This window comes from Rhizobium quercicola, from assembly GCF_021168455.1.
GTDB lineage: Bacteria > Pseudomonadota > Alphaproteobacteria > Rhizobiales > Rhizobiaceae > Ferranicluibacter > Ferranicluibacter quercicola.
On record NZ_JAJOZR010000003.1, the window covers coordinates 220,671 to 245,848 of the forward strand.

30 protein-coding genes are annotated in these 25,178 nt (G+C 64.9%); 16 read left to right on the forward strand and 14 right to left on the reverse strand.

Annotated features, from left to right (window positions below):
- The first annotated feature begins 318 nt into the window (after positions 1-318).
- From rpmH to yihA, 4 genes are all read left to right on the forward strand, one after another.
- The gene (rpmH, locus tag LRX75_RS06190; protein WP_037104763.1) at positions 319-456 is read left to right on the forward strand and encodes a 50S ribosomal protein L34; all 138 of its coding nucleotides are present in this window, start codon (positions 319-321) and stop codon (positions 454-456) included.
- Positions 457-537: 81 nt separating this feature from the next.
- Positions 538-936, forward strand: a complete 399-nt coding sequence (rnpA, locus tag LRX75_RS06195) for a ribonuclease P protein component (RefSeq protein WP_092931868.1) — start codon at positions 538-540, stop codon at positions 934-936.
- Positions 936-2,735, forward strand: coding sequence for a membrane protein insertase YidC (gene yidC, locus LRX75_RS06200; RefSeq protein WP_231812996.1), 1,800 nt, complete (start codon positions 936-938; stop codon positions 2,733-2,735). Before rnpA ends, yidC begins: the two co-directional genes overlap by 1 nt.
- A gap of 67 nt (positions 2,736-2,802) precedes the next feature.
- A complete protein-coding gene (yihA, locus tag LRX75_RS06205; RefSeq protein WP_231812771.1) occupies positions 2,803-3,456 on the forward strand; it encodes a ribosome biogenesis GTP-binding protein YihA/YsxC in 654 nt (217 codons plus the stop codon).
- A 60-nt stretch (positions 3,457-3,516) separates the two neighbouring features.
- Here yihA and msrB read toward each other — a convergent pair whose 3' ends face one another.
- Entirely contained in the window at positions 3,517-4,011 is a 495-nt protein-coding gene (msrB, locus tag LRX75_RS06210; RefSeq protein WP_231812772.1) for a peptide-methionine (R)-S-oxide reductase MsrB, read from the reverse strand.
- Positions 4,012-4,128: 117 nt separating this feature from the next.
- Positions 4,129-4,869, reverse strand: coding sequence for an anti-sigma factor (locus LRX75_RS06215; protein ID WP_231812773.1), 741 nt, complete (start codon positions 4,867-4,869; stop codon positions 4,129-4,131).
- A 237-nt stretch (positions 4,870-5,106) separates the two neighbouring features.
- Between LRX75_RS06215 and argB the strand changes: the two genes are divergently transcribed.
- Positions 5,107-5,994: an acetylglutamate kinase gene (gene argB / locus LRX75_RS06220; protein ID WP_092931858.1), complete on the forward strand. Its 888-nt coding sequence runs from the start codon at positions 5,107-5,109 to the stop codon at positions 5,992-5,994.
- A 13-nt stretch (positions 5,995-6,007) separates the two neighbouring features.
- Here the strand turns inward: argB and LRX75_RS06225 are convergent, their stop codons facing one another.
- A complete protein-coding gene (locus LRX75_RS06225) occupies positions 6,008-6,631 on the reverse strand; it encodes a histidine phosphatase family protein (protein ID WP_231812774.1) in 624 nt (207 codons plus the stop codon).
- 104 nt (positions 6,632-6,735) lie between these two features.
- Between LRX75_RS06225 and LRX75_RS06230 the strand changes: the two genes are divergently transcribed.
- Positions 6,736-7,449, forward strand: coding sequence for a pyrimidine 5'-nucleotidase (locus LRX75_RS06230; RefSeq protein ID WP_231812775.1), 714 nt, complete (start codon positions 6,736-6,738; stop codon positions 7,447-7,449).
- 178 nt (positions 7,450-7,627) lie between these two features.
- Positions 7,628-8,146 carry an EF-hand domain-containing protein gene (locus tag LRX75_RS06235; RefSeq protein ID WP_231812776.1) on the forward strand — a complete coding sequence of 173 codons (519 nt, stop codon included), beginning with the start codon at positions 7,628-7,630 and terminating at the stop codon, positions 8,144-8,146.
- Between the two features lie 85 nt (positions 8,147-8,231).
- On the opposite strand, the gene LRX75_RS06240 is transcribed toward LRX75_RS06235, so the two are convergent.
- Positions 8,232-8,648, reverse strand: coding sequence for a pyridoxamine 5'-phosphate oxidase family protein (locus tag LRX75_RS06240; RefSeq protein WP_231812778.1), 417 nt, complete (start codon positions 8,646-8,648; stop codon positions 8,232-8,234).
- Between the two features lie 81 nt (positions 8,649-8,729).
- Complete coding sequence (locus LRX75_RS06245) at positions 8,730-9,629, reverse strand: LOG family protein (RefSeq protein WP_231812780.1); 900 nt, start codon at positions 9,627-9,629, stop codon at positions 8,730-8,732.
- 167 nt (positions 9,630-9,796) lie between these two features.
- Here LRX75_RS06245 and dapD point away from each other — a divergent pair, with 167 nt between their 5' ends.
- Entirely contained in the window at positions 9,797-10,654 is an 858-nt protein-coding gene (gene dapD, locus LRX75_RS06250; RefSeq protein WP_231812782.1) for a 2,3,4,5-tetrahydropyridine-2,6-dicarboxylate N-succinyltransferase, read from the forward strand.
- A 21-nt stretch (positions 10,655-10,675) separates the two neighbouring features.
- Here the strand turns inward: dapD and LRX75_RS06255 are convergent, their stop codons facing one another.
- From LRX75_RS06255 to LRX75_RS06270, 4 genes are all read right to left on the reverse strand, one after another.
- Positions 10,676-11,827, reverse strand: a complete 1,152-nt coding sequence (locus tag LRX75_RS06255; RefSeq protein WP_231812783.1) for a GAF domain-containing sensor histidine kinase — start codon at positions 11,825-11,827, stop codon at positions 10,676-10,678.
- A gap of 120 nt (positions 11,828-11,947) precedes the next feature.
- Positions 11,948-12,988: an aldo/keto reductase gene (locus LRX75_RS06260; RefSeq protein ID WP_231812785.1), complete on the reverse strand. Its 1,041-nt coding sequence runs from the start codon at positions 12,986-12,988 to the stop codon at positions 11,948-11,950.
- 103 nt (positions 12,989-13,091) lie between these two features.
- Positions 13,092-14,111 (reverse strand): CDF family Co(II)/Ni(II) efflux transporter DmeF, encoded by a 1,020-nt coding sequence (gene dmeF, locus LRX75_RS06265; RefSeq protein WP_231812787.1) that lies wholly within the window; start codon positions 14,109-14,111, stop codon positions 13,092-13,094.
- Positions 14,108-14,386: a metal/formaldehyde-sensitive transcriptional repressor gene (locus tag LRX75_RS06270; RefSeq protein WP_113149300.1), complete on the reverse strand. Its 279-nt coding sequence runs from the start codon at positions 14,384-14,386 to the stop codon at positions 14,108-14,110. Before LRX75_RS06270 ends, dmeF begins: the two co-directional genes overlap by 4 nt.
- 116 nt (positions 14,387-14,502) lie before the next feature.
- Here LRX75_RS06270 and dapE point away from each other — a divergent pair, with 116 nt between their 5' ends.
- Positions 14,503-15,753 carry a succinyl-diaminopimelate desuccinylase gene (gene dapE / locus LRX75_RS06275; protein ID WP_231812789.1) on the forward strand — a complete coding sequence of 417 codons (1,251 nt, stop codon included), beginning with the start codon at positions 14,503-14,505 and terminating at the stop codon, positions 15,751-15,753.
- Positions 15,740-16,339: a hypothetical protein gene (locus tag LRX75_RS06280; RefSeq protein WP_113149302.1), complete on the forward strand. Its 600-nt coding sequence runs from the start codon at positions 15,740-15,742 to the stop codon at positions 16,337-16,339. The genes dapE and LRX75_RS06280 overlap by 14 nt, the downstream gene beginning before the upstream one ends.
- A 6-nt stretch (positions 16,340-16,345) precedes the next feature.
- On the opposite strand, the gene truA is transcribed toward LRX75_RS06280, so the two are convergent.
- Genes truA through def form a run of 3 tightly spaced genes read right to left on the reverse strand, consistent with a single transcriptional unit; the run spans position 16,346 to position 18,604 of the window.
- Positions 16,346-17,089: a tRNA pseudouridine(38-40) synthase TruA gene (truA, locus tag LRX75_RS06285; protein WP_231812791.1), complete on the reverse strand. Its 744-nt coding sequence runs from the start codon at positions 17,087-17,089 to the stop codon at positions 16,346-16,348.
- Complete coding sequence (fmt, locus tag LRX75_RS06290) at positions 17,090-18,025, reverse strand: methionyl-tRNA formyltransferase (protein ID WP_231812793.1); 936 nt, start codon at positions 18,023-18,025, stop codon at positions 17,090-17,092. It abuts the gene before it with no gap.
- A gap of 54 nt (positions 18,026-18,079) precedes the next feature.
- Positions 18,080-18,604 carry a peptide deformylase gene (gene def, locus LRX75_RS06295; RefSeq protein WP_231812795.1) on the reverse strand — a complete coding sequence of 175 codons (525 nt, stop codon included), beginning with the start codon at positions 18,602-18,604 and terminating at the stop codon, positions 18,080-18,082.
- A 143-nt stretch (positions 18,605-18,747) separates the two neighbouring features.
- Between def and LRX75_RS06300 the strand changes: the two genes are divergently transcribed.
- The 3 genes from LRX75_RS06300 to LRX75_RS06310 all read left to right on the forward strand — a co-directional run bounded on the left by LRX75_RS06300 (position 18,748) and on the right by LRX75_RS06310 (position 21,364).
- Positions 18,748-19,983 carry a DNA recombination protein RmuC gene (locus tag LRX75_RS06300; protein ID WP_231812797.1) on the forward strand — a complete coding sequence of 412 codons (1,236 nt, stop codon included), beginning with the start codon at positions 18,748-18,750 and terminating at the stop codon, positions 19,981-19,983.
- 62 nt (positions 19,984-20,045) lie between these two features.
- Entirely contained in the window at positions 20,046-20,945 is a 900-nt protein-coding gene (locus LRX75_RS06305) for a ribokinase (RefSeq protein ID WP_231812799.1), read from the forward strand.
- A gap of 98 nt (positions 20,946-21,043) precedes the next feature.
- The gene (locus tag LRX75_RS06310) at positions 21,044-21,364 is read left to right on the forward strand and encodes a hypothetical protein (protein ID WP_113149307.1); all 321 of its coding nucleotides are present in this window, start codon (positions 21,044-21,046) and stop codon (positions 21,362-21,364) included.
- Positions 21,365-21,439: 75 nt separating this feature from the next.
- Here LRX75_RS06310 and LRX75_RS06315 read toward each other — a convergent pair whose 3' ends face one another.
- Positions 21,440-22,384, reverse strand: a complete 945-nt coding sequence (locus LRX75_RS06315) for a nucleoside hydrolase (RefSeq protein WP_231812801.1) — start codon at positions 22,382-22,384, stop codon at positions 21,440-21,442.
- 205 nt (positions 22,385-22,589) lie between these two features.
- Here LRX75_RS06315 and LRX75_RS06320 point away from each other — a divergent pair, with 205 nt between their 5' ends.
- The 3 genes from LRX75_RS06320 (at position 22,590) to LRX75_RS06330 (ending at position 24,423) form a co-directional block, all read left to right on the forward strand.
- Positions 22,590-23,018, forward strand: a complete 429-nt coding sequence (locus LRX75_RS06320) for an Hsp20 family protein (RefSeq protein ID WP_231812803.1) — start codon at positions 22,590-22,592, stop codon at positions 23,016-23,018.
- 140 nt (positions 23,019-23,158) lie between these two features.
- Positions 23,159-23,416 (forward strand): BQ00720 family protein, encoded by a 258-nt coding sequence (locus LRX75_RS06325; protein WP_062595250.1) that lies wholly within the window; start codon positions 23,159-23,161, stop codon positions 23,414-23,416.
- Positions 23,417-23,529: 113 nt separating this feature from the next.
- Complete coding sequence (locus LRX75_RS06330; protein ID WP_231812998.1) at positions 23,530-24,423, forward strand: DMT family transporter; 894 nt, start codon at positions 23,530-23,532, stop codon at positions 24,421-24,423.
- A gap of 12 nt (positions 24,424-24,435) precedes the next feature.
- Here the strand turns inward: LRX75_RS06330 and trmB are convergent, their stop codons facing one another.
- The gene (gene trmB / locus LRX75_RS06335) at positions 24,436-25,152 is read right to left on the reverse strand and encodes a tRNA (guanine(46)-N(7))-methyltransferase TrmB (RefSeq protein WP_231812805.1); all 717 of its coding nucleotides are present in this window, start codon (positions 25,150-25,152) and stop codon (positions 24,436-24,438) included.
- Positions 25,153-25,178: the final 26 nt, after the last annotated feature.

The window sequence follows — 25,178 nt, forward strand, 5'->3', positions numbered from 1 at the left end:
GCGTCTGTCCCGGCAAATTATCGGTAACTGGTTAATAACGTTCTAGCGCGGGCCGGGAAATTCGCGGGGGTCGTGGGTCTGCGCCCTGTCGCGGCGATGGCGGACGTGGGCTCGGGAAAGCGCCGTCATCGCGTGAAAAACGCCCTGAAACGGGGCTGGCGATTGACTTTGGCACTTTTATTCTTATAAGCCGCCGCACGTCTGGGAACCGAATGGCGGGTGAGCTCCGTGCTTGCCGGCTCTGCCGTGCCTTGACAGAAACGCTGCTTGCTTAAGGAAGCAACCCAAGAAGGGCCGCACACCGCGGTATTAAAATAAATGACAAAGCGTACCTACCAACCCTCTAAGCTTGTTCGCAAGCGTCGCCACGGTTTCCGTGCACGTATTGCTACCAAGGGCGGCCGCAAGGTCATCGTTGCCCGTCGCGCCCGCGGCCGCAAGCGTCTTTCGGCCTAATGGCACACGGCGCCCGCGCCGTCGCCATAGCCGGCCCTCCTGCCCTGCAGGAGGCTGCCGGTGACAAGAGATCCCAGACGCATGACGTCAGGTAATCCCAAACCAACTGTCGGGCGGCTGAAAAGCCGGCCGCAGTTTCTTGCCGTGCGCGCAGGCGAGAAGCGGAAGGGCTCCGTTTTCCTGCTCGAAGTGCTCGACAGACAGGCGGCGGACGAGCCCGCCCGCGTCGGTTTCACGGTGACGAAGAAGCATGGCAATGCGGTGGAACGGAACCGCATGCGCCGCCGCTTGCGCGAGGCCGTCAGGCTCCAGGCCGCGTTTGCAATGAAACCCGGCCACGATTATGTGATTGTCGCCCGCCGCGAGGTGCTTGGCGTCCCCTTCGACAGGCTGGCAAAAATGCTCGGTGCCCGAATCGAAGGCCCTCTCGAAGGCAGGCAGAAACAGGCTCGGCCGCCGGCCGGCTCCAGGAAAGAATGATGGACAAGAACCGCAACTATTTCATCGCGATCGGCCTGTCGGTGCTGATCCTCATCGCCTGGCAGTTTCTCTATATCAATCCGAAGATGGAGCGCGAGCGCATCGCGCAGGAGGCCGTTCAGGCCCAGCAGGCCCAGACGCCGGCCGATGCGACCGGCGCCGCCATCCCCGGCGCCGTTCCCGGTGCTGCGACGACCGCCGTTCCCGGCGCCGTGCCGCAGGGCGCCTCGCGCGACGAGGCCATTGCCCGCTCCGCCCGCGTCGTCATCGACACGCAGGCCCTCTCCGGCTCGATCAACCTCACCGGCGCCCGTCTCGACGACCTGAAGCTGCGCGAGTATCACGAGACCGTCGACGACAAGAGCCCGATCATCACGCTTTTCAGCCCGGCCGAAACGCCGGAAGGCTACTTCACGGAAATCGGCTATGTGGGCGATGCCTCTACCGGTGCGGTTCCCGGCCCGTCCACCGTCTGGACGGCGCCCGAAGGCGCGAAGCTGACGACGGCGACACCCGTCACCCTGACCTTCACCAACGAGAAGGGCGTGGTCTTCACGCGCGTCATCTCGATCGACGAGCATTTCATGTTCAAGATCGACGACACGATCCAGAACACGACCGGCGAACCGATCGCCCTGTCCACCTATGGCCGCGTGACCCGCTTCAACAAGCCGGCGACGCCCAGCGTCTACGTTCTGCATGAAGGCTTCATCGGCGTCATCGGCGAGCACGGCCTCGAAGAGGTCAGCTACAGCAAGGTCGAGGACAATGCGCCGGCGCAGCCCGGCAAGACGACCGGCGGCTGGCTCGGCATCACCGACAAGTACTGGGCGGCGACCATCGTTCCGCCGCAGGCGACGCCCTACGAGACGCGCTTTGCGCATTTCACGGACGGCCGCCCGCGCTACCAGGCCGACTACAAGCAGGATGCCATCACCGTGGCCCCCGGCCAGACGACGACGCTCAACAACCTCGTCTTTGCCGGCGCCAAGCAGGTTCCGCTCGTCGATGGTTACGAGGCGAGCTACAATATTCCGAAGTTCGACCTTCTGATCGACTGGGGCTGGTTCTATTTCATCACCAAGCCGATGTTCAAGCTGATGGACTTCTTCTTCCGCTTCTTCGGCAATTTCGGCGTCGCCATTCTTCTGACCACCATCGTCGTCAAGGCGCTCTTCTTCCCGCTTGCCAGCAAGCAGTACGCTTCCATGGCGAACATGAAGAAGATCCAGCCGAAGATGGAGGAGATGAAGAAGAAGTTCGGCGACGACCGGATGGGCATGCAGCAGGCCATGATGGCGCTGTACAAGGAAGAGAAGATCAACCCGATCGCGGGTTGCTGGCCGATCCTCCTGCAGATCCCGGTATTCTTCGCGCTTTACAAGGTCATCTACGTCACGATCGAAATGCGGCATGCGCCGTTCTTCGGCTGGATCCAGGATCTGTCCGCACCGGACCCGACCTCGCTGTTCAACCTGTTCGGCCTCCTGCCCTACAGCGTTCCGCATGCGCTGATGATCGGCGTCTGGCCGCTGATCATGGGCGTCACCATGTTCCTGCAGATGCGCATGAACCCGACGCCGCCCGATCCGACGCAGGCCATGCTCTTCACCTGGATGCCGGTGGTCTTCACCTTCATGCTGTCGAGCTTCCCGGCCGGTCTGGTGATCTACTGGGCCTGGAACAACACGCTTTCGGTCATCCAGCAGGCCTTCATCATGAAGCGCCACGGCGTCAAGATCGAGCTGTTCGACAACATCAAGAGTCTGTTCTCGCGAAAACCGAAGCCCGCGGAATAGCGACCGACCTTCCCGCCCCGGGCCGCAAGCCCGGGGCTTTCTTTTTCAGCCCTCAAGGGATCTGCCGATGACCGACACCGCCCTGAACGACGAAAAGCCGATGTTCGGCAATCCGTGGATCTTCATTCGCGGCGTCCCCTCCATGGAGTTCCTGCCGCCCGAGGGACCGACGGAAATCGCCTTTGCCGGACGCTCGAACGTCGGCAAGTCGTCGCTGATCAATGCGCTCGTCGGGCAGAAGGGGCTGGCGCGCACGTCCAATACGCCGGGGCGCACGCAGGAGCTCAACTACTTCGTACCGGACGGATATACGGGTGCGGCCGGCGACCTGCCGCCGATGGCGCTGATCGACATGCCCGGCTACGGCTATGCGCAGGCACCGAAGGCGCATGTGGATGCCTGGACGAAGCTGGTGTTCGACTATCTGCGCGGCCGCGCCACGCTGAAGCGGGTCTACGTGCTGATCGACAGCCGCCACGGTATCAAAAAGAACGACGACGACGTGCTGTCGCTCCTCGACAAGGCCGCCGTATCCTATCAGGTGGTGTTGACGAAGACGGACAAGATCAAGGCGGGCGCGGTGCCGCATTTGATGGCGGAGACGCTGGAAAAGATCCGCAAGCGTCCCGCCGCCTTCCCGGAAATCGTGGCGACATCGTCCGAAAAGGGCGAAGGCATCGAGGAACTGCGTTCAGCGATCCTCACCGCGATCCGGAACTGAGATCTCTCCGGAGACACCCGGCGCGGCCGCTGGCCGCGCCCCGGGTCGTGCCGCGTGGGATCAGGCGGGGGCCGCACCCGGCACGAAGGTCATCGACAGGCCGTTGATGCAGTGACGCTTGCCGGTCGGCTTCGGGCCGTCGTCGAAGATGTGCCCGAGATGCCCGCCGCAGCGGCTGCAATGACATTCGGTCCGCACCATCAGGAACGAGGTGTCGGTGCGCGTTCCCACGGCATCGGGCAGCGCCTGCCAGAAGCTCGGCCAGCCGGTGCCGCTGTCGAATTTCGTGTCCGAGGAATAGACCGGGAGCGCGCAGCCGGCGCACTGGAAGGTGCCCTTGCGCTTCTCCTCGTTGAGCGCGCTCGTGAAGGGGCGCTCCGTGTCTTCGTGCCGCAGGATGCGATACGCCTCGTCACCGAGCATCGCCTTCCATTCGGCATCCGTCTTCGTCACCGCGAATGTTTCGGCAGCGGCGAAGGGGGCGATCTGGTTCTTCAAAGCAAAAGCGGCAAGACCGGCCGTGCCGGTCAGGAGAAAGAAGCGGCGGCTGAGCATGGGACCTCCTTGCGGGCGATAGCAAGCCCGCGCCGGTGTTCTACGCCTGTCCGGCCCGTTCAGAAAGCAGCCTGCCGATCAATCCCGCGTGAGCACCGACGGCCGCGGAAAGCCCGCTCAGCGACCGGCGATGCCGCTGCTGAGGATCTTGCCTGTCGGGGCTCCCGTCGGCGAGCCGCCTGCAGGCTCGAGGCTGACCGTGATCGGCGCGCCGTCGCGCAGGCGGGTTCGCACCGCCTTGGGCACGACGATCTCGCCATGGCTGTTCGCGTTGACGACGCCGAGCGACACGGGGGCGGCACCTTCCGGCGTCAGCCAGACTTCGAGCGACTTCGCATCCGACACGCCCGGGGCGCTGGCCGCCGCCGCGACGGGGGCGAGCCGGAGACGGCCGCTCTCGCTCTCGTAGCGGGCCGTCAGCGCCAGATCGGAGCCGGCGAGGTCGAGGCTCGTCGTCAGGCCACGCGTCGGGGCGGTAGCGAAGAGGCCGGACTGGGAGAGGCCGGTTGCGAGGAGGCCGATGGTCGCGACGCAGGCGACGCCGCGCCAGAAGGCGGCGGAGTTCCAGATGGCGACGTTGAAGACCGGCACGCGTTCGCGCTGGGGACGTGCCCGCGCCGCCATCGGCTCGGCAAAGGGCGAGGCACGGCGCGGCGCGCGGCGGGTCGGCCGCGGCGTCTGATCGACGGTCAGCATGTTGCTGCGCCAGTGATCGACCATGGCTGCGAAGTTCCGGTCGAGCGTCATGCGCGCCTCGACCTTCTGCCGGTCTTCCGGGGAGAGAACGCCGAGGACGTACTCTCCGGCAATGACCTGATCGAGGCGGGAATCGCCACTCTTCGCGTTTTCTGTCGTCATGATGTCAATGTGCTCGCCTATAACCGCGGACATGCCAAGCGGATGATGGACGGGATCATACGCATGGTTTCGCACATTTTCCACGGCTTTTACGCCAAAGATCTTATGTTCGACCCGAGGCGGCGCGGCGCGCTGCCATTTGCGGCTGTCATCATGCCGTTATATTCCCTTCCGATCATTCCCCCGAGAAAAAACTTGCGCTAAACAGCATCCGCATCGATCCCGAAGGTTTCCGACATGTCCCCATCCGAAAGCGAAATTCAGGCCCGTCTTCTCGCACAGGCCCTGCCCTACATGCAGCGTTACGAGAACAAGACGATCGTCGTGAAATATGGCGGGCATGCCATGGGCGACCCAGAACTCGGCAAGGCGTTCGCCGCCGATATCGCGCTTCTCAAGCAGTCCGGCGTCAACCCGATCGTGGTCCACGGCGGCGGCCCGCAGATCGGCGCCATGCTGACCAAGATGGGCATCGAATCGAAGTTCGAGGGCGGCCTGCGCGTCACGGATGCCAAGACCGTCGAGATCGTCGAAATGGTTCTGGCCGGCTCGATCAACAAGGAGATCGTCGCGCTCATCAACCAGACCGGCGAATGGGCGATCGGCCTTTGCGGCAAGGACGGCAACATGGTCTTCGCGGAAAAGGCCCGCAAGACCGTTATCGATCCCGACAGCAATATCGAGCGCGTGCTCGATCTCGGCTTCGTCGGCGAGGTAATCGAGGTGGATCGTACACTTCTCGATCTTCTGGCGAAGTCGGAAATGATCCCCGTCATCGCCCCGGTCGCCCCCGGCCGCGACGGCGCGACCTACAACATCAATGCCGATACGTTCGCAGGCGCCATCGCCGGCGCCCTCAATGCCACGCGTCTCCTGTTCCTCACCGACGTTCCCGGCGTGCTCGACAAGAACAAGGAACTCATCAAGGAGCTGTCCGTGGCGGAAGCCCTGGCGCTGATCGCCGACGGCACGATTTCCGGCGGCATGATCCCCAAGGTCGAAACCTGCATCGAGGCCATCAAGGCCGGCGTTCAGGGCGTCGTCATCCTCAACGGCAAGACGGCCCATTCGGTACTGCTCGAGATCTTCACCGAGCACGGTGCGGGAACGCTGATCGTTCCGTAAGCGGTCAGTCCGCTCAGACCTCGAGGTGGGTGGTATCGCCGAGCGACACCACCGCCCGGCTCTGCCACAGGTCGTCCTGCTCGAGATGGGTGATGCTGCCCGACGCCGCCCTGAAGGCGACCCAGCCGGCAGCAGGGATCGGCATCCCGATCCACTTCGCCACGACGAAGGTCAGGGCGAAGCCATGGGTCACGACGATCTGGCAGTCGCAGGGGCGGGCCATGATCGCATCCATCGCCCCGTAGATCCGCGTCGCCAGTTCCCGCCGTGTCTCGCCGCCGGTCAGGCTGTTGCGATAGTCGAGGCGGTCGTCGTCGGGAATCGATTCGTGCCGCAGGTCCAGCCATTCCTGCGGCCGCCCTTCGGCGGCACCGTAGCTCATTTCCCGCAGATCGCGATTGACGGTGATCCCCGTTCGGAACAGATCGGCGATCGTATCGGCCGTTTCGGAGGCGCGCAGCAGATCGGAGCTGACGATCTCGACCGGCCGGCTGCCGATCCGCGCAAAGAGCGCCTGCGCGATGGCGCCTGCCTGCGCCTGGCCCCGTTTCGTCAAGCCGGTATCGAACCACCCGCCGACGCGCTTCTCGACATGGTGGGCGGATTCCGGGTGCGTGACGACGAAAATCGTTCTCATGGCTGTTTCCTTATCGCAGCACACTTATAGTTTGTCAGCTGGGTATCATTCTTCTCCGCCGCTCTTCTCCGTCGCCCGACTTCGCATTCCTGGAACAGGCCCTCATGACCTTGATCGACCGACTGCCGACCCACGACGATTTCGCCCATGTCACCGAATGGGTGTTCGACATGGACAACACGCTCTATCCGCATCGCGTCAACCTGTTCTCGCAGATCGACCGCAACATGACGGCCTTCGTGGCCGACCTGCTGCAGATGGAGCCGGCGGACGCCAAGCTGCTGCAGAAGCAGTATTACCGCGATCACGGCACGACGCTGAAGGGCCTGATGGTCCATCACGGGATCGACCCCAACGACTTCCTGCAGAAGGCGCATGCGATCGACTACAACGTCATTCCGCCGGATCCCGCGCTGGGCGATGCAATCAAGGCGTTGCCGGGGCGCAAGTTCATCTTCACCAACGGCACGGTGGTGCATGCGCAGATGGCGGCGCGCGCGCTCGGCATTCTCGATCATTTCGACGACATCTTCGATATCGTCGCGGCCGACTATGTGCCGAAGCCGGCGGGCGCGACCTATGACAAGTTCGCAAGCCTCAACCGCATCGACACCCGCCATGCCGCCATGTTCGAGGACCTGCCGCGCAACCTGACGGTGCCAAAGGCGCTCGGCATGAAGACGGTTCTGCTGGTGCCGCAGAATTTCGAATACGAGTTCGCGGAGGCCTGGGAGCAGAGCGAGGACGGAAACGCGGATATCGACTTCGTGACGGAAGACCTTGCCGCCTTCCTGCGGCGGCTCGTGCCGTCGGCCTGAGCCGCGCCTTCATTACCGAAGTTTAACTGGTGCCCGGCGGCGTCTTCTCTATCCTTGTTCTCAGGGACGAACATGCTGCGGTCAGCCCTGCAAAAAAGCGGCACCGCATCCCCAAGCCAGCATGCAGCACCTCGTGTCTTTCGGGACGAAGGCGCATGCTTCTCGACAAGGACGACTCATGACCAAGAAAACCCTCATCCTCGGCCTTTCCGCCGTCGCCATCGCTGCCTCGGCCCTGGCAACACCATCCTTTGCCGCCAAGCACGACGGCCCGACGCGCGAGCAGCGCGCCGCGTGGACGATCAAACAGCTGGATACGGACAAGGACGGCAAGGTTTCCCGTAGCGAGGCCGAGGCCGCGGCATCGCGCGCCTTCGCGGCATTCGATGCCGACAAGAACGGGCAGGTGACACGCGACGAGGTGAAGGCCAAGCGTGAGGCCTTCAAGGCGGCCCGTGCGGACATGCGCAAGGCGGACAAGGGTCCGGCGCGTCAGGAAGCCCGTGCCAAACTGCAGGAGCTGCGCCCGGCCATGATCCCCGCCATGGGCCCCCGCATGTTCAAGCAGGCCGATACCGACAAGAACGGCTCGCTGTCGCTGGCCGAGGTGACGGCGGCCGCCGGCGAACGCTTCCAGAAGCGGGACACGAACGGCGACGGCTTCATCGACGCGGCCGACCTGACCCGGAAGATCTGACCCCGGAAACGAAGCCTGCACATCACATGCAAATGCCCCGGGAACGGGGCATTTTTCGTTTCGACAGGGCTCTGCTTTCAGAGCGTCACATGGTGACTTCGCCTTCGTCCTCGCCGTCCCAGTAATGCGCGCGCTCGGCAACGACCTTGATCATCACGAGACCTTCGGTGTCGATGCCATCGGCAAACCACTTGTCGATATCGGGGGACCAGTGTTCCCTGAAGGCTTGCCTGTCACGGATAAGGTCGGCTTTGCCTTCCACGGCCACCAGAAAGGCCTTCGCCCCCTGAAAGGCGAGAGCGACCTTGGGATCGGCCTTGATGTCGTCCACCATACGGGTGTCGTCGAGCGTGAAATAGTAGGAACTGCCGTCGTAATCGACGTTGCGGTTGTTGCTCATCGGCCGGCCGGCAATCGCGCCGCCATCGGTGTGCGTCGAGAGCATGCAGATGTCGATCTCGCGCATCTTCTCGGCGAGATCGGCAAGGCTCTTGTTGGTCATCGTCTCGGTCTCCTCTTCGTGACCGAGGAGAACGCAGGCCGGACCAACTTGTTGCCTGAAGCTTTCGGGCGAGCGGAGGTTCTAGCGCTCGCCCGACGCGAGCGGCAGGGATGCGGGATCGACGTTGCCGTAGAAGCGGGCGATGATGTCCCAGGCCTCGTCGGCGGTGTCCACGAACTGGATCAGATCGACATCGCTGGGCGCGATCGTGCCGAAGGCGGCGAGCGCGTCGAAATCGACGATGGAGCGCCAGAATGCTTCGCCGAACAGGATGAGCGGCACCAGCGCCATGCGCCCCGTCTGCATCAGCGTGATCGTCTCGAACAGCTCGTCCAGCGTGCCGAAGCCACCGGGAAAGACCGTCACGGCCTTGGCACGCACGAGGAAATGCATCTTGCGGATGGCGAAATAATGGAAGTTGAAGCTGAGGTCCGGCGTGACGTAAGGATTTGGCGCCTGCTCGTGCGGCAGCACGATGTTGAGCCCGATCGACGGCGCGCCGACATCGGCCGCGCCGCGATTGCCCGCCTCCATGACGCCCGGCCCGCCACCGGTGACGACGACGAACTCCTTGTAGCCGGATTGCGCCGAATGCTCCGCGCAGAGCCGTGCGAACTTGCGGGCCTCGTCGTAGTAGACCGACGCCGCCGTCAGGTTCTCGCGCTGGGTTTCGTTCTTCGCCGCCCAGGCGTCCTTGCCGGGCTCGGGAATGCGGGCGCCGCCGAACATGACGACGGTGGAGGTGATGCCGCGTTCGGCCAGCGCCATTTCGGTCTTCAGCAGTTCGAGCTGCAGGCGGATCGGCCGCAGCTCCTCGCGGCAGAGGAAATCCTCGTCGGCATAAGCCAGGCGATAGGACGGCGAGAGAGACTGCGGCGTCTTTTCGACACTGGCGGCACGCGTCCGCGCCTGCGCACTGTCGGCGAGGGGATCCCAGACCCCGTCCTTGCGCCGCAAATTCCGCTTCTTCATCCGTGTCATGGGGTCTCGTCTCCAACGCCTGCCGCGGCAACGGCGGGCGAATCTCATCACTTACGCTCTCGTGACATAGACCGCGCCTCCCGGTGCGCTGCAACCGAAAAACGCTTCAAATCTCGGGCATCATGCTCTACAGCGTTGGAAATCAGCCCGGACTTTTAGGATTTGCGATGACCTCCCACGATCTTGCCTTTCTCGCTTCCACGATCGAGACCGCCTTCGACAACCGCGATGCGGTGACGACGGGCACGAAAGGCGAGGTGCGCGATGCCGTGGAAACGGCGCTGAATCTTCTGGACAGCGGCAAGGTCCGCGTGGCCGAACGCGCGTCCGATGGCAACTGGATGGTCAACCAGTGGCTCAAGAAGGCCGTTCTCCTTTCCTTCCGCCTGAACCCGATGGAGATCATCAAGGGCGGCCCGGGCGGCTCGACCTGGTGGGACAAGGTGCCCTCCAAGTTCGACGGCTGGGGCGCGAACGAATTCGAGAATGCCGGCTTCCGCGCCGTACCGAACTGCGTCGTGCGCCGCTCGGCCTATATCGCGCCGAACGCCATCCTGATGCCGTCCTTCGTCAATCTCGGCGCCTATGTCGGCGAGGGCACGATGGTGGATACCTGGGCCACCGTCGGCTCCTGCGCCCAGATCGGCGCGCATGTGCACCTGTCGGGCGGCGTCGGCATCGGCGGCGTGCTGGAGCCCATGCAGGCCGGCCCGACCATCATCGAGGACAATTGCTTCATCGGCGCGCGGTCGGAAGTGGTGGAAGGCTGCATTATCCGAGAAGGCTCCGTGCTCGGCATGGGCGTCTTCATCGGAAAATCCACCCGCATCGTGGACCGCGCCACCGGCGAGATCACCTATGGCGAAGTCCCCCCCTACTCCGTCGTCGTCGCCGGTTCGCTGGCATCCGACAAGGTGATGGGCAACGGCCAGCCGGCGCCGGCCCTCTACTGCGCCGTGATCGTCAAGCGCGTGGACGAAAAGACCCGGTCGAAGACCGGCATCAACGAGCTGCTGCGCGACTGAGGTCACAGCCGACGACACGCTTCAGCGGAGCGGAATCCGGCAGGTAAAGCAGGTTTCCGCTTCGTTCGAGGTGACGTCGATCGTGCCGCCATGCGCCTTGACGATCTCCGAGGCGATGTAGAGCCCGAGGCCCAATCCTTCGCGGCCATGCTCGACCGTGGCGCGTACGAAGGGCTTGAACAGGTCGCGCTGCACGGCCTGGGGGATCGGCTTACCCGAATTGGTGACGCTGACGATGAACTCGCGTCCGACCTCCGCCGTCCGCACCCGGATGGGGCTGTCGTCGTTGCCATGCGTCAGGGCATTGGCGACGAGGTTGGAGACGAGCTGGCCCATGCGGCCTTCGTCGCACCGCACGAGGCAATCGCTGAAATCCGTCTCGATCGGCCGGCCGGGATTGGCGATGCTGAGTTCGGCGACCACATGCTCGAGAACCGGGCGCAGCGGCACGCGCTCGGCCTGCTCCACCGCCAGCCCGCCGCCGAGCCTGCCGCGCGCGAAATCCAGCACATTGTCGATGAGGCCCGACATGCGAACGACACTGGCGCGCATGAGCTCCACCACGGTCTTCGACTTGTCGCTGAGGTCGGTGCGCGCCAGCATGCGCGTGCCCGCGTCGATCGAGGCCAGGGGATTGCGCAGATCATGGCCGAGAACCGCGATGAACTGTTCGCGCAGTTCGTTCGCATGGCGGTCCTGCTCCATCTGGCGACGGGCATCGACGTGAAAACCGATCAGCTCGGCGAACAGTCGGAACATCTCGACGATGGCGGGCGTGTCGATCTTGTTGGGCGCGGGATCGATGGCGCAGAGCGTGCCGAAGAAGGAGCCGTCCGAGAGAAGGATCGGCGCCGAGATATAGCTCTGGAAGCCATATTGCAAAGGCGTGTGATGGGCGCGGAATTTCGGGTCTTCGGCCACGTTTTCGACGATGACGAGCTCGCGATGATCACGGATTTCGTTGCAGATGGTCGTCTCGATGGCCAGTTCTCCGCCCGGAACGAGGCCGAAGTTGATCTTGTCGAGAACGCCGCAGGCGATCCACCGGCTTTCCGTGACGCGGGCCACGGCTGCAAAGCCCATACCGGTGACCCGGCAGACGACATCGAGCACTTTCGGTACGGCATCGATTCTGGAGACGATATCGACGGATTCGGCGGCCAGATCGGGCAACGGTACACTCTCGGAACAGGACATTGGATGCGTCGGAGAGGGTAACCTTTCGCACACCCACAAGCAATGGGCGCAACGGAGCATCATGCCCGGATGACGCTCCGTTTCTCTTCGCAGCGTCTAGGGTTTGAACGACTCCGGACGGCGGTTGGCGCCCTGCCGCTCCAGCATCCAGCCGGGATACTCCGGAGCAAGCGCGCTGACGCTGTCGAGCCTGTCGAGATCCGCGGCATCCAGCCGCACCTCGGTGGCCTTCAGGTTCTGTTCCAGCTGTTCCAGCCGCTTGGCGCCGATGATGACGGTGCTGACGAAGGGCTTGGCGAGGATATAGGCGAGCGCGATCTCGGCGACGCTCACGCTGTGCTTTTCAGCCACGTCGCGCATGGCGGCGACGCAGGCCCAGGCCCGGTCCTTGTCGACGGGCGGAAAGTCGAAGGTGGCACGGCGGCCTTCGCCGTTTCCGGGGGCGCCGGGTCCATACTTGCCCGACAGGAGCCCGCCGGCCAGCGGCGACCAGACCATGAGACCGAGCTTTTCTTCCAGAAGAAGGGGCGCAAGCTCGCGCTCCAGATCGCGCCCGGCGATCGAGTAGTAGGCCTGCAGACTGTCGAAGCGGGCGTACCCCCTGCGCTCGGAGATGCCGAGGGCCTTGGCAATCCGCCAGGCCTGCCAGTTCGAGACGCCGATATAGCGCACGAGCCCGCGGGAGACGAGATCGTCCAGTGCGCGCAGCGTCTCGTCGATCGGCGTGACGGGATCGGTCGCATGGATCTGGTAGAGATCGATATGGTCGGTCTGCAGACGCTCGAGGCTCGCCTCGACCGAGTCCATGATATGGCCGCGGGAGGCGCCCCGGTCGTTGGGCTTGCCGCTCATCACGCCATAGACCTTGGTGGCGATAATCACATCCTTGCGGGGGACCGCATTGTTCTTCAAAGCCTGTCCCAGAAGCCGCTCCGACTGACCGAAGGAGTAGACGTCGGCCGTATCGATGAAATTGATGCCGGCCGCAAGCGAGCGCTCGACGATGCGGTCGGCGGCGTCCTGATCGACATCGGCGATGGGGCCCCAGCGCGGATCGTCCGACGGGCCGAAGGTCATCGTTCCCAAGCAGAGTTCGGAGACGAAGAGGCCGGTATTGCCGAGCTGGTTGTAGCGCATGATCTGTTCCCATCCCTGTCGATATGATCGTCTTGGGTCCGTAATACCCCACTAGCTAGCGTCGGGCACGCGCAGGTCCAGCGCACCGTCCCTCCGCTCAGGCTCAGGCCGCCGCGGTTTCCGCCGCCTCGACCTCGATCGTGACATGCGACAGCTCGGCGATATGCGCGAGCTGCGCGCGGTAGAAGGCCGGCGGCTTCGGGCTTGCCGCCGTCAGCGCGACGATGGCGCCGTGATGGCCGGGACCCAGCTGCCAGACGTGCAGATCGGTGATCCTGACATCGCCATCCTCGACGGCGTGGCGGATTTCGTCCGGCAGGTCCTCGCCTGCCGGAACATAATCCAGCAGGACGCCGCCGCTGTCGCGCAGGAGGCCGAAGGACCAGCGGGCGATGACCAGCGCCCCGACGATGCCGATGGCGGGGTCGAGCCAGAGCCAGCCGTACAGGCTGCCGAGAACCAGCGCGGCGATGGCCAGCACCGAGGTCAGCGCATCGGCGAGCACATGCAGGTAGGCACCCCGCAGGTTGTTGTCGGTCTGACGCGCCGCCTGAGGCGGATGGTCGTGGTGGGCGTGATCGTCACCGTGATCATGCGTGTGGTCATGATGGTGCGCATCATGGCCATGGCTATGATGGCCGTGGCCATGCCCGCCATGTCCGTGATGATGATCGCCGCCCAGCAGCCAGGCGCAGACGAGATTGACCGCAAGGCCAAGCGCCGCGACGGCGATCGCCTGATGAAAATCGATCGACACCGGCGACCACAGCCGGAGCGCGCTTTCCCAGGCGATGAACAGCGCGACCAGCGCCAGAACGATGGCGCTGGCAAAGCCCGCGAGATCGCCGAGCTTGCCCGTGCCGAAGGTGAAGCGCGGGTTGTGGGCGTTGCGTCGCGCATAGACATAGGCCAGCGCCGTGATCAGCATGGCGGCGGCATGGGTGGACATATGCCAGCCATCCGCCACCAGCGCCATGGAGCCGAAGGCGGTGCCGGCCACGATTTCCGCCACCATCATGGCGGTGGTCAGCGCGATGACGATCCATGTGCGGCGCTCGTTGCGCGCGTGGTCGCGGCCGAGGAAGACGTGGTCGTGCGGGCTCGAAAGGCGGCTTTCGGTCATTTCAGATAGGTCCTCATCACCTCGATCAGATCTGCAGCACCCCTCGCCCGCTCGGGATCGGCATCCGTATCCGGATCGGCCACATGGTTGCGGATGTGATCCTCGATCAGCTCGGCCGTCAGCCCGGTGACCGCGCCCCGCACGGAGGCGACCTGGTTGAGAATGGCGCCACAGGGCTCATCCGCTTCCAGCGCGCGTTCGATCGCCTCCAGCTGCCCCCTGAGGCGGCGGACGCGGGCGATCAGCTTGGTCTTGGTTTTCGACAGATGCGACATAGGATAGGGGGATACCCTATATTGCCCGCTTGGGCAATCCGTTGCTGCAGACGCGAACTGCCGTGACAGCTGGGAAGCGATCGGCTACATCTTTGCGGACTCAACAGGCTGCCTTCATGTCCCTTGCCGATCCCGCCTCCTCCGCCCATCCCTCCTCTGCGCCCTTGTGCAGCGACCCGGTGGCCAATCTTGCCGCCCTCATCCGCTGCCCGTCCGTGACGCCTGCCGAAGGCGGTGCGCTCGGGGTGCTCCATGCCATGCTGGCGCCGCTCGGCTTTGCGGTGGACCGCGTGCTCGCGCAGGAAGAGGGGACACCGGATATCGAGAACCTCTATGCCCGGCTTAGCAGTTCCGGCGATGCCCCCGGCCCGCATCTGCTGTTTGCCGGCCACACCGACGTCGTGCCGGTCGGCGACGCGGCGGCGTGGACGCACCCGCCCTTTTCCGCTGCCGTCGAGAACGGCATGATGTACGGTCGCGGCGCGGTCGACATGAAGGGCGGCATCGCCTGCTTCATTGCCGCGGTCGCCCGGTACATCGAACGGCATGGTTCGCCCAAGGGGGCGATCTCGCTGCTGATCACCGGCGACGAGGAAGGCCCCGCCATCAACGGCACCACCAAGCTGCTCGACTGGGCCAAGGCCCGCGGCGAGTGCTGGGATGCCTGCATCGTCGGCGAGCCGACCAATCCCGACCGGCTCGGCGACATGATCAAGATCGGCCGCCGCGGTTCGCTCTCCGGCACCGTGATGGTCCATGGCGTGCAGGGCCATGCCGCCTATCCGCATCTGGCCGACAGCCCCGTGCGCGGTGCGCTGCAGCTTGCAACCGCGCTCATGGATCCGCCTTTCGACGCGGGCACCGAGAATTTCCAGCCGTCGAACCTCGAAGTCACCAGCCTCGATGTCGGCAATCCCGCCGTTAACGTCATCCCGGCGCGCGCGATCTTCCGCTTCAACATCCGCTTCAACGATACGTGGGAGGCCGACGGCCTCAAGGCGGAGATCATCGCGCGGCTCGACCGCGCAGCCGCCGACGGCCCGCTTCGGCCGGGTCGCGATCCCGTTCGTTACGATCTCGTGTGGAACGAGCGGCCGAGCCATGTCTTTCTCACGCGCAGCAACCAGCTCATCTCCTCGCTCTCGTCCGCCGTCGAGGCCGTGACCGGCCGCCAGCCGGCGCTTTCCACCACGGGCGGCACCTCGGATGCGCGCTTCATCAAGGATCATTGCCCGGTGGTGGAATTCGGCCTCGTCGGCCAGACGATGCATATGGTCGACGAGCGTGTGTCCGTTGCCGATCTGGAGACGCTGACCGGCATCTATCTCGCCTTTCTCGAACGCTGGTTCGACGATGCCGCAGCTTGACGAGATCGGCATCTATCTCCGGGGCGTCTGGATGCTGGTGCTCGGCAAGCCGGAGGGCTTCGACTGGCTGGATCTGAGCGCTTCCGGCGTCTGGCGCTCCTTTGCCGCCATTCTCTGGTGCCTGCCGGCCATGGCTGTCAGCTGGTCGGCCTGGCGCATGTTCTACCTTGCCAACATGCCCGACGGCTCGACGGCGGGTCTCGCCTTCATCGCCAAGCTCTTCATCGTGGATGTCGCGACCTGGATCCTGCCGATCCTGCTGATCGTCCTGCTTGCACGGCCGCTCGGCTACGGGCAGGCGCTGGGCGCCATCATCGTCGTCACCAACTGGCTGTCGATCCCGACCTTCTACGGCATGGCGTTTCCGGCAGCCATCCGGCTGGTCGTTCCTGGCAGCGAGGGGCTGACCGGCATGCTCTCACTGATCGCCCTCGTTGCCATCATCATCGCGATCTTCCGGGTGCTGAAGGTCATCACGGGCGGCGATCAGACGCTGCTGGCCGCAACCCTTTCCGCCCTGTTCATCCTGCCCTCGCTGATGATCGGCGAGATGCTGCAGCGCAGTTTCGGTCTGCTGCCGGCATAAGCGCGATCAGTAATCGACCTGCATGAAATAGAGCCCCTCCGGCGGGGCGACGGGACCGCAGGCCTTGCGGTCTCGGGCGTCAAGCGCGGCGCGCACCCGCTCGACCGGCCACTTTCCCTCGCCCACCATCTTCAGCGTGCCCGCCAGCGAGCGGATCTGATTGTGGAGGAAACTCTGGGCCGTCGCCCGGATCTCGATCACGTCGCCATCCTGCGCCACATCCAGACGATCGAGCGTGCGCACCGGACTGTTGGCTTGGCAGTGCACCGAGCGGAAGGTGGTGAAATCGTGCCGGCCGACCAGCGTTTGCGCAGCCGCGTGCATCAGCGCCGCATCGAGCGGCTTCACAACCCACCAGGCCCGTTTGGCCTCCAGTGCCAGGGGCGAGCGGCGGCAGATGATGCGATAGAGGTAATGCCGGCGAAGGGCCGAGAAGCGCGCGTCGAACGTCTCCGGCACGCTTTCGGCGTCGAGGATCGCGACGCGCTCGCCATGCTGGCCGAGATGGGCGTTCAGTGCATTGCGCAGCGTTTCCGTCGGCCAGTCGCGCGTGAGATCCGTGTGGGCCACCTGCCCGCGCGCATGCACGCCGGAATCCGTGCGGCCGGCGCCGCGAACCGATACGGTCTCGCCCGTCAGCCGCAGAATGGCGCCTTCGATGGCGCCCTGTACGGAGCGGCCGTTGTCCTGGCGCTGCCAGCCGACATAGGACGTTCCGTCATATTCCACCAGAAGCCGGAAGCGCGGCATTCAGAACAGCCTCGTGCCGGCGGGAACGGGCGTGCCGCGCCGGAATTCCTCGGCCGCCAGCACCTTGCAGCCGGCCTTCTGCAGCCGCGTCAGGCGGATCGAGCCGTCACCGCAGGCAATCGTCAGGTCGTCGAAGAGGGCCGTGCCCGTCTCGCCGCCGGCCGCCTCGACCGTGGAGGCGAGAACCTTGACCCGCTCCCGCTTGCCGGCGATGTCGAGCTCGAACCAGGCACCCGGAAAGGGAGACAGGCCGCGAATGTGATCGTGGACTTCCTGCGCCGGACGGGCGAAGTCGATATGGGTTTCGCCCTTGGCGATCTTGGCGGCGTAGAGAACGCCCTCCTCGCGCTGCGGGGTCAGCGGCAGATCGTCCGCCTCCAGCTTTTCCATGGCCTCGCGCATCAGAGCCGCGCCCCGCACCATGAGCCTGTCGTGGAGCACGCCCGCCGTCATGTCGGGCGCGATGGTGACGAGGCTGGTGAGAGCCACGGGCCCGGTGTCGAGCCCCTTCTCCATCTTCATGACCATCATGCCGGTTTCCCGGTCGCCCGCCATGATCGCCCGCTGGATGGGGGCGGCTCCGCGCCAGCGCGGCAGCAGGGACGCATGACCATTGTAGCAGCCGAGCCGCGTCCCCGACAGGATCGCTTCCGGCAGGAGCAGGCCGTAGGCCACGACCACGGCCACATCGGCATCGAGCGCGCGAAAGGCCTCGCGGTCGTCGTCGGCCTTGAAATTCGCTGGCGTGCGGACCTCGATGCCGAGCAGTTCGGCCGCCTGATGCACGGGAGACTTCTGCAGGTCGAGCCCGCGCCGGCCGCCGGGGCGCGGCGGCTGGGTGTAGACGGCGACGATCGTGTGGCCGGCCTGCGCCAGCGCGGCGAGCGTCGGCACGGAGAACTCCGGCGTTCCCATGAAAATGATGCGCAGCGGCATGATGGCCTCCCTCGATAGTGCGGTCGCGCCGGCAGCCTGCGGCGGCCGCCCCGATCAGATCGCCTTCGAACCGCGGGTCTTGGCGGCCTTGGTGAATTTGCGCACGACCATTTCGCGCTTCAGCTTGGAGATATGGTCGATGAACAGCACACCGTTCAAGTGGTCGATCTCGTGCTGCAGACAGGTCGCGAGCAGGCCATCGGCGGCGATTTCCTGCTGACGGCCCTCGCGATCGAGGTAGCGCAGGGTGATGCCGGCGGGGCGCTCGACCTCGGCATAATAGTCGGGGATCGACAGGCAACCTTCCTCATAGACCGAACGTTCGTCCGTCGAGGTGAGAATCTCGGGATTGATGAAGACCTGCGGCGCCGCGTCCTCACCCTCCTTCGCAAGGTCGATCACCAGCAAACGGCGAGGCAGGCCGATCTGGATCGCCGCCAGCCCGATGCCCGGCGCGTCGTACATGGTTTCCAGCATGTCGTCGGCGATCCGGCGCACGTCGTCATCGACACGCTCGACGGGCGCGGAGATCTGGCGAAGCAGGGGATCGGGGAGGATGATGAGAGGCTTGATCGTCATGGCGTCGTGATAGCCGATCTTTTCTGGCGATGGAATTCGGGCATGGAGAATTTGCGCCGATTTTCACGCGGAAATTGCCGAGGATCAAGGGTATGTTCACGATTTGATCTGGCCTTGGCGATAAATTTCGATACAGTCCGGCCATGAACGCTCCCTGCCCCACCGATATCGTGCTTGCCGTCGCCAACGCGACCGGCCTTTCCGTGTCCGGTCTCGCCTGGCTTTTTGCGGGCGCCGCGGGTCTCGTCGCCCTTGCGATCCTTGTCGCCTTTCGTCGCCGGAGCGGCGCCAAAGCCGATACGGCACAGGAGCAGATGGCCGCGCTGATCCAGTCGCAGACGGAGATGCAGGGCCGGATCGCGGCCATCGCCGACATCTTCGGCACGCGACAATACGAACTCAACCAGTCGATCAACCAACGCATCGACGGCATGACCCAGCGCATCGGCGCCTCGATCACCGAACAGACGCGGCAGACGCACGAAAACCTGCGCACGCTGCAGGAACGTCTGGCCGTCATCGACACGGCGCAGACGAACATCCAGTCGCTTGCCAGGGACATGGCCGGGCTGCAGCAGATCCTCGCCAACAAGCAGACCCGCGGCGCCTTCGGCCAGGGCCGCATGGAAACGATCATCGCCGACGGCCTGCCACAGGGCGCCTATGTCTTCCAGGCGACGCTGTCCAACGCCTCGCGGCCGGACTGCATCATCCGCATGCCGAACGGCCAGCCGGGACTGGCGATCGATGCGAAGTTTCCGCTGGAGGCGTGGAACGCCATGCGCGCGGCACAGACGCCGGAGCTGAAACGGCAGGCATCGCTTCTCTTCCGGCGCGACATCGAGGTGCATATCAAGGATATCGCGGGGAAATATCTGATCCCTGGCGAGACGCAGGATACGGCCTTCCTGTTCGTGCCCTCCGAGTCCATCTTCGCCGATATCCACGAGCATTTCGAAAGCATCGTCCAGAAGGCGCACCGGTCGCGCGTCGTCATCGTCTCGCCCTCGCTGCTGCTCCTGTCCATTCAGGTCATCCAGGCGATCCTGCGCGACCATCGCATGCGCGAGCAGGCGCATCTGATCCAGGACGAGGTGGTGCGGCTGATGGAGGACCTTTCGCGGCTGGACGAACGGGTGCGCAAGCTGCACGGGCACTTCACCACCACGCAGAAGGATGTCGACGATATCCTGATCTCCTCCGACAAGCTGAAACGCCGCGGGGCGAAGATCGAGGCTCTCGACCTGCAGCAGGAGGGCGAAGGCGGCGCGTCTGCGAATCCTGCGGCACCCGTGCAGGGCGGTTCGCAGCCCGGTCAGACGCCCGCGCCCGGCAGCCGCATCGGCGCGCTGAAGCTGAGAGTGGTTGACGAGGACTGAAGGCGTCGGGCAGTGTCCGGCTTACACATGCCGCTCGATGCGGCGCATTCGGGAGGCATTGCATGATCACCGTTTTCGGCTCCATCAATATGGACCTTATCGCCACCACGGCGCGCCTGCCGAAACCGGGCGAAACGGTGACGGGCAACAGCTTCACCACGGCGGCGGGCGGCAAGGGCGCAAACCAGGCCCTGGCGGCGACCCGCGCCGGCGCTTCCGTGCGCATGGCGGGGGCCGTCGGCTGGGATGCCTTCGCCGAATCCGCCTTGGGCCTCATGAAGGAGGCGGGCACCGACCTGTCGCTGGTCAAGACCGCGAGCGAGCCGACGGGCACGGCGCATATCCTGGTCGGCGGCGATGGCGAAAACGTGATCGTGGTCGTTGCCAGCGCCAATGGCACCGTCAACGAGGCGGATGCGCTGGCCGCCATCGAAACGATGACGCCGCAGGATACGCTGGTGCTGCAGCTCGAGGTGCCGCCCGAAGCCGTCGAGGGTGCGCTGATCGCCGCCCGCGAGCGGGGCGTCCGCTCGATCATCAACATCGCGCCTTTGACCGGGCATGCCGCAGCGCTCGGCCGCATGGCCGATATCGTGGTGGCGAACGAAACCGAATTCGAGCGCCTGGCCGGGCGTGACCGGCTGTCGCCGGACGAGCGGCGGTCGGCGATCCGCGCGCTCAGCGCCGAAACGGGCCAGACGGTCATCGTCACGCTGGGTGCGGACGGCGTCATCGCCATGCACGAGGGTGAGATGTATACGGCGGCCGGTCTCGTGATCGAGCCTGTCGACACGGTCGGCGCCGGCGATACGTTCTGCGGCTATCTCGCAGCCGGGCTCGATGCCGGACTGCCGTTCGAGACCGCGCTGCGGCGCGCGGCCGTCGCAGGCTCGCTCGCCTGCCTGAAACCCGGCGCCCAGCCCGCCATCCCGCTCGCAAGCGCGGTGGATGCTGCCTTCTGAGGGACGTCGCGTGATCCTGAGCTCCGGCCGCGCCGGCCTGACCGGAACCAATCCTTGACCGGGGGCGTTTAGCGCTCGGTAGACAAGGAGAACCCGAAATGTCTTTCAATTCCTCCAGTGAAGATGTCAGCGCGCTTCGCGACGAAGTGGCCCGCCTGACCAAGATCGTGTCGTCGCAGAGTGCCCGCGCCTACAGCGATACGCGCGACAAGGCCGCCGAAGCCTATGATGCGGCAGCGCCCTACGCCAAGAAGGCCGTGGCACAGGTGAAGGCCGAGAGCCGCGCCGTGGCCGATGTCGCCCGCGAACACCCGACCGGCATCGCCGGCGTCGTAGTTCTCGCGACGGCGATCGGCGTGGCCGTGGGCTATATCCTCGGTTCATCGAGCGAGCCCGAGCCCCGGTCCTGGTGGCGTTAAGCGTCCGCTCGAAACCGGACATTCAGAGCCGCGCGTCCGAACAGGGCGCGCGGCTTTTCGTTGACCGCTTTCCGCTCAGAGGCGCGCCAGCCGCTCGGTCAGGAGATCGAAGAAGCCGTCCGCATCGACGTCCTTCATGACCCTGGCGTTGTGCGGGCGACCCGTCACCTGCCACCAGTCCACGACCGTCATGCCCACCGTCAGCTCCGACGTCGTCTCGATCTCGACGTTGCAGTCGCGCCCGGCAAACAGCGCGGGGCGAAGGAGATAGGCGATCACGGTCGGGTCGTGCAGCGGGCCGCCATCGCTGCCGTATTTCTCGATGTCGAAGCGCTCGAAGAAATCGAGCATTTCCGCCATGGCGACGGCGGCGGGTCGGCCGATTGCGCGGACGCGATCGACGCGCGCTTTGAGCGTCAGCACCTTGTGCGTCACGTCGAGCGGCATCATCACGATCGGCATGCCGGACTTGAAGACGATGTCGGCGGCGTCCGGATCGACGTAGATGTTGAACTCCGCGGCCGGCGTGATGTTGCCGCCCTCGAAGAAACCGCCGCCCATCATCACGAGTTCCTTCACCCGTCCCGCGATCTCCGGCGCTTTCTGCAGGGCCAGAGCGATATTGGTCAGAGCCCCCAGCGTGCAGAGGGTGACGGTGCCCGCAGGCTCGGCGCGCAGCGTCTCGACGATGAAGTCCACGGCGTGCTTGTCCTGCAGCGGCATGGTCGGCTCGGCGAGCACCGTCCCGTCGAGCCCGGTCGAACCATGCACATGCTCGGCGGTCACGAGGGTGCGCAGCAGGGGCTTTTCGGCGCCGGCATAGACCTTGACGTCCGGACGCCCCGAAAGCTCGCAGATGATACGGGCATTGCGGGCGGTGAGGCTGAGCGGCACATTTCCGGCGACCGTCGTGATGCCGACGACGTCGAGCGCTTCCGGGCTTGCGAGCGCCAGCATGATAGCGGCGGCGTCGTCCTGTCCGGGGTCCGTGTCGATGATGATCTTGGCGGGTGCGGCCACGGCAATATCCTTATCCTGCTGTCGATATGTCTCTCAATAGAACGATTCCCGCCACGCCGTAAGGCGTCCGATCCCGGCCGCGATGATTCGCGCGAAGAGAGGTGCGCGGCGGCTTGCGCGTCGTTGCGGTCCACCCCATATATCGAGCGCGGACGCCGCCTCGCGGGTTCGCGTATCGGTCGCTTGAGGTTTGCAAGGACGAGATATGAGCCGCCTGACGCCCTTTACGAGCCCGCTGATGCTGGGCTTCGACGCCATGGAGAAGACGCTCGAACGCGTCGCCAAGGGCAATGACGGCTATCCGCCCTACAATATCGAGCGTGTGCGCGGCGGGACGGCGGAAGAGCCGGAGCGCCTGCGAATCACGCTCGCCGTCGCCGGCTTTGCCGAGGACGATCTCGACGTGACGATCGAGGAAAACCAGCTCGTCATTCGCGGCCGCCAGAGCGACACGGAAGCGCGCGACTATCTCCATCGCGGCATCGCGGCGCGTCAGTTCCAGCGCATGTTCGTGCTGGCCGAAGGCATGGAGGTGCTGAAGGCGGAATTGCGCAACGGACTCCTTTCCGTCGATCTCATTCGTCCGGAACCTGTTCGTATGGTAAAGAAAATTAACATTTTGGTCTCAGAGTGATCTCACCGGCAAGGGTGACCTCGTCGGCTGCAAGGCTGGCGACCCTGGTTGCGAATTTCGCCAACCCTCGCATGAAAACATAATCTTATGTCGCGTGACCTTTCCACGGAAAGGCTCGTGCGGCAACGAGGAGAGAGTTCATGGGATTGAAGCACGTCAGCAGCCATCTGTCGAAAACCGACCTGGCACATCTTGGTGCAGGTGAAGTCGGTTACATCCGGAAAATGCGGTCTGATGAAGTCTCACGCTGCTTTCCCGAGGCTCCGAGCATGGAGCCGGGTCTCGACCTCTGGGCCCTCTTCGGCGCCGACGGCACGCCGATCCTCCTCACCGACAACCGCTCCAGCACCTTCTTCAAGGCTGCCGAAGACGACCTGAAGACGGTCACGCTTCACTGATCGGTCCGGCTCCGCGAGGACGCCGCGCCGCAGATGACGCCGTAAAACCGGCGTCCATACGCTTCCCCGCAAAAGTCTTTGCCGTCCTCGCCGCCTTGGGATAACCGATGCGCATGAAAAAGCAGGACATTGCCGCCTATCTGTTTCTCGCCTTCGCCTGGGGTCTCTCGTTCCTCGTGCTCCTGCACGTGGTCGATGCCTTCGGCTGGGTCGGTGCGGTCACGTTGCGCAGTCTTGTCGCCGGCGGCACGCTGCTTGCCTTTGCGGGCCTCAGCCGCCGCGCGCTTCATTTCGGCCCGCGGCGATGGCCCTTCGTCATCGTCGGTGCGACGACGGTGGCGGGACAGCTGATCGGCCTTTCCTATGCAACGCCGCGGATCGGGACAGCGATGGCCGCCATTCTGGTCGCCGCGATCCCGCTCTTCTCCATGGTCATCGCGCATCTCTGGAAGCTGGAGCGCATGCGCGCACAAGGACTGCTGGGGCTCGTGACCGGTACGATCGGCATCGTCCTGCTGGTCGGCTTTCCCGCCGTGCCCATCACGCCCGACTTCCTGCTCGGCTGTGCCGCGTCGCTCTTCAGCGCCTTCTGCGCCGCCTTCGGCAGCAATTATGCGAGCCATCGCCTGCGCGGCACCGGCTCGCTGGAGGTCACGATCGGCGCATTCCTCTCCGGCGGCATCATGACGCTGCCGCTTCTGCTGGCCGTCCCGGTTCCCGGCCTGCCCTCCTGGACGGATGTGGGTGCGCTGCTCGTGCTTGCCTGCATCATGAGCGCGCTGACCTACGTCACCTATTTCCGCCTCGTCGCCTCCATTGGCGCCACGCGCACCATCAGCGTCGAATTCGCCGTGACGGTCGTTGCCGTCCTCGTCGGCGCTGTCGTGCTCGACGAGCCGATCGCGTTCGTACAGATCGCCGGTGCCGCCGTCATCATCGCCGGCTGCGCGCTGGTGCTCGGCCTCGTGCCCTTCGGGCGCAAGCCGAAACTCACGCCCGTTCCGTGACGACCGACCGCCTCAGGCATCCTTGCGCCGGAAGGTGAGATAGGCGGAACTGCGTCCCTCGCGCTTCGCCTTCGCTTCGTAGCGCGTGCTCGGCCAGGTGTCGTACGGCGTCAGCCAGTCGCTGGCATTGCGGGCGGGCCAGTTGAAGGCTGCGTGATCGCGGCAATGCAGCAGCGTCCAGTTCACATAGGTGTCGATGTCGGAGGCGAAGCAAAACAGGCCGCCAGGCTTCAGCACGCGGGCAAAGCGATCGAGATTGACGGGGGAGACGAACCGGCGCTTCCAGTGCTTCCGCTTCGGCCAGGGATCGGGATAGAGCAGATCGATCTGGTCGATGCTGGCCGCCGGCAGCCAGTCGAGAACCTGCGTCGCATCGTCGTCATGGAGGCGGATATTGCGTGCGCCGACCTCTTCGATGCGCCCGACGAGCTTTGCCATGGAGTTGACGAAAGGCTCGACGCCGATGAAGCCGGTTGCGGGCTGCTCGACGGCCCGGTGGATCAGATGCTCGCCGCCGCCAAAGCCGATTTCCAGCCGCACGCGCTCTACGGCATCCGAAAAGAGGCTCTTCAGATCGCCCGGCGCGGGCGCATCGAGGTCGAGGCGGAACGTCGGCAGGCCGTGTTCCAGCTGCGCTGCCTGGCTGGCGCGCAGCGGCTTTCCCTTGCGGCGGCCGAAAAAGGCCTCTGTGGCCCGGGCGGGGGACCCGGAGGGGCGCTTGTCTGTCATGCGCTGACGTCTCCAAAAACAAAAAC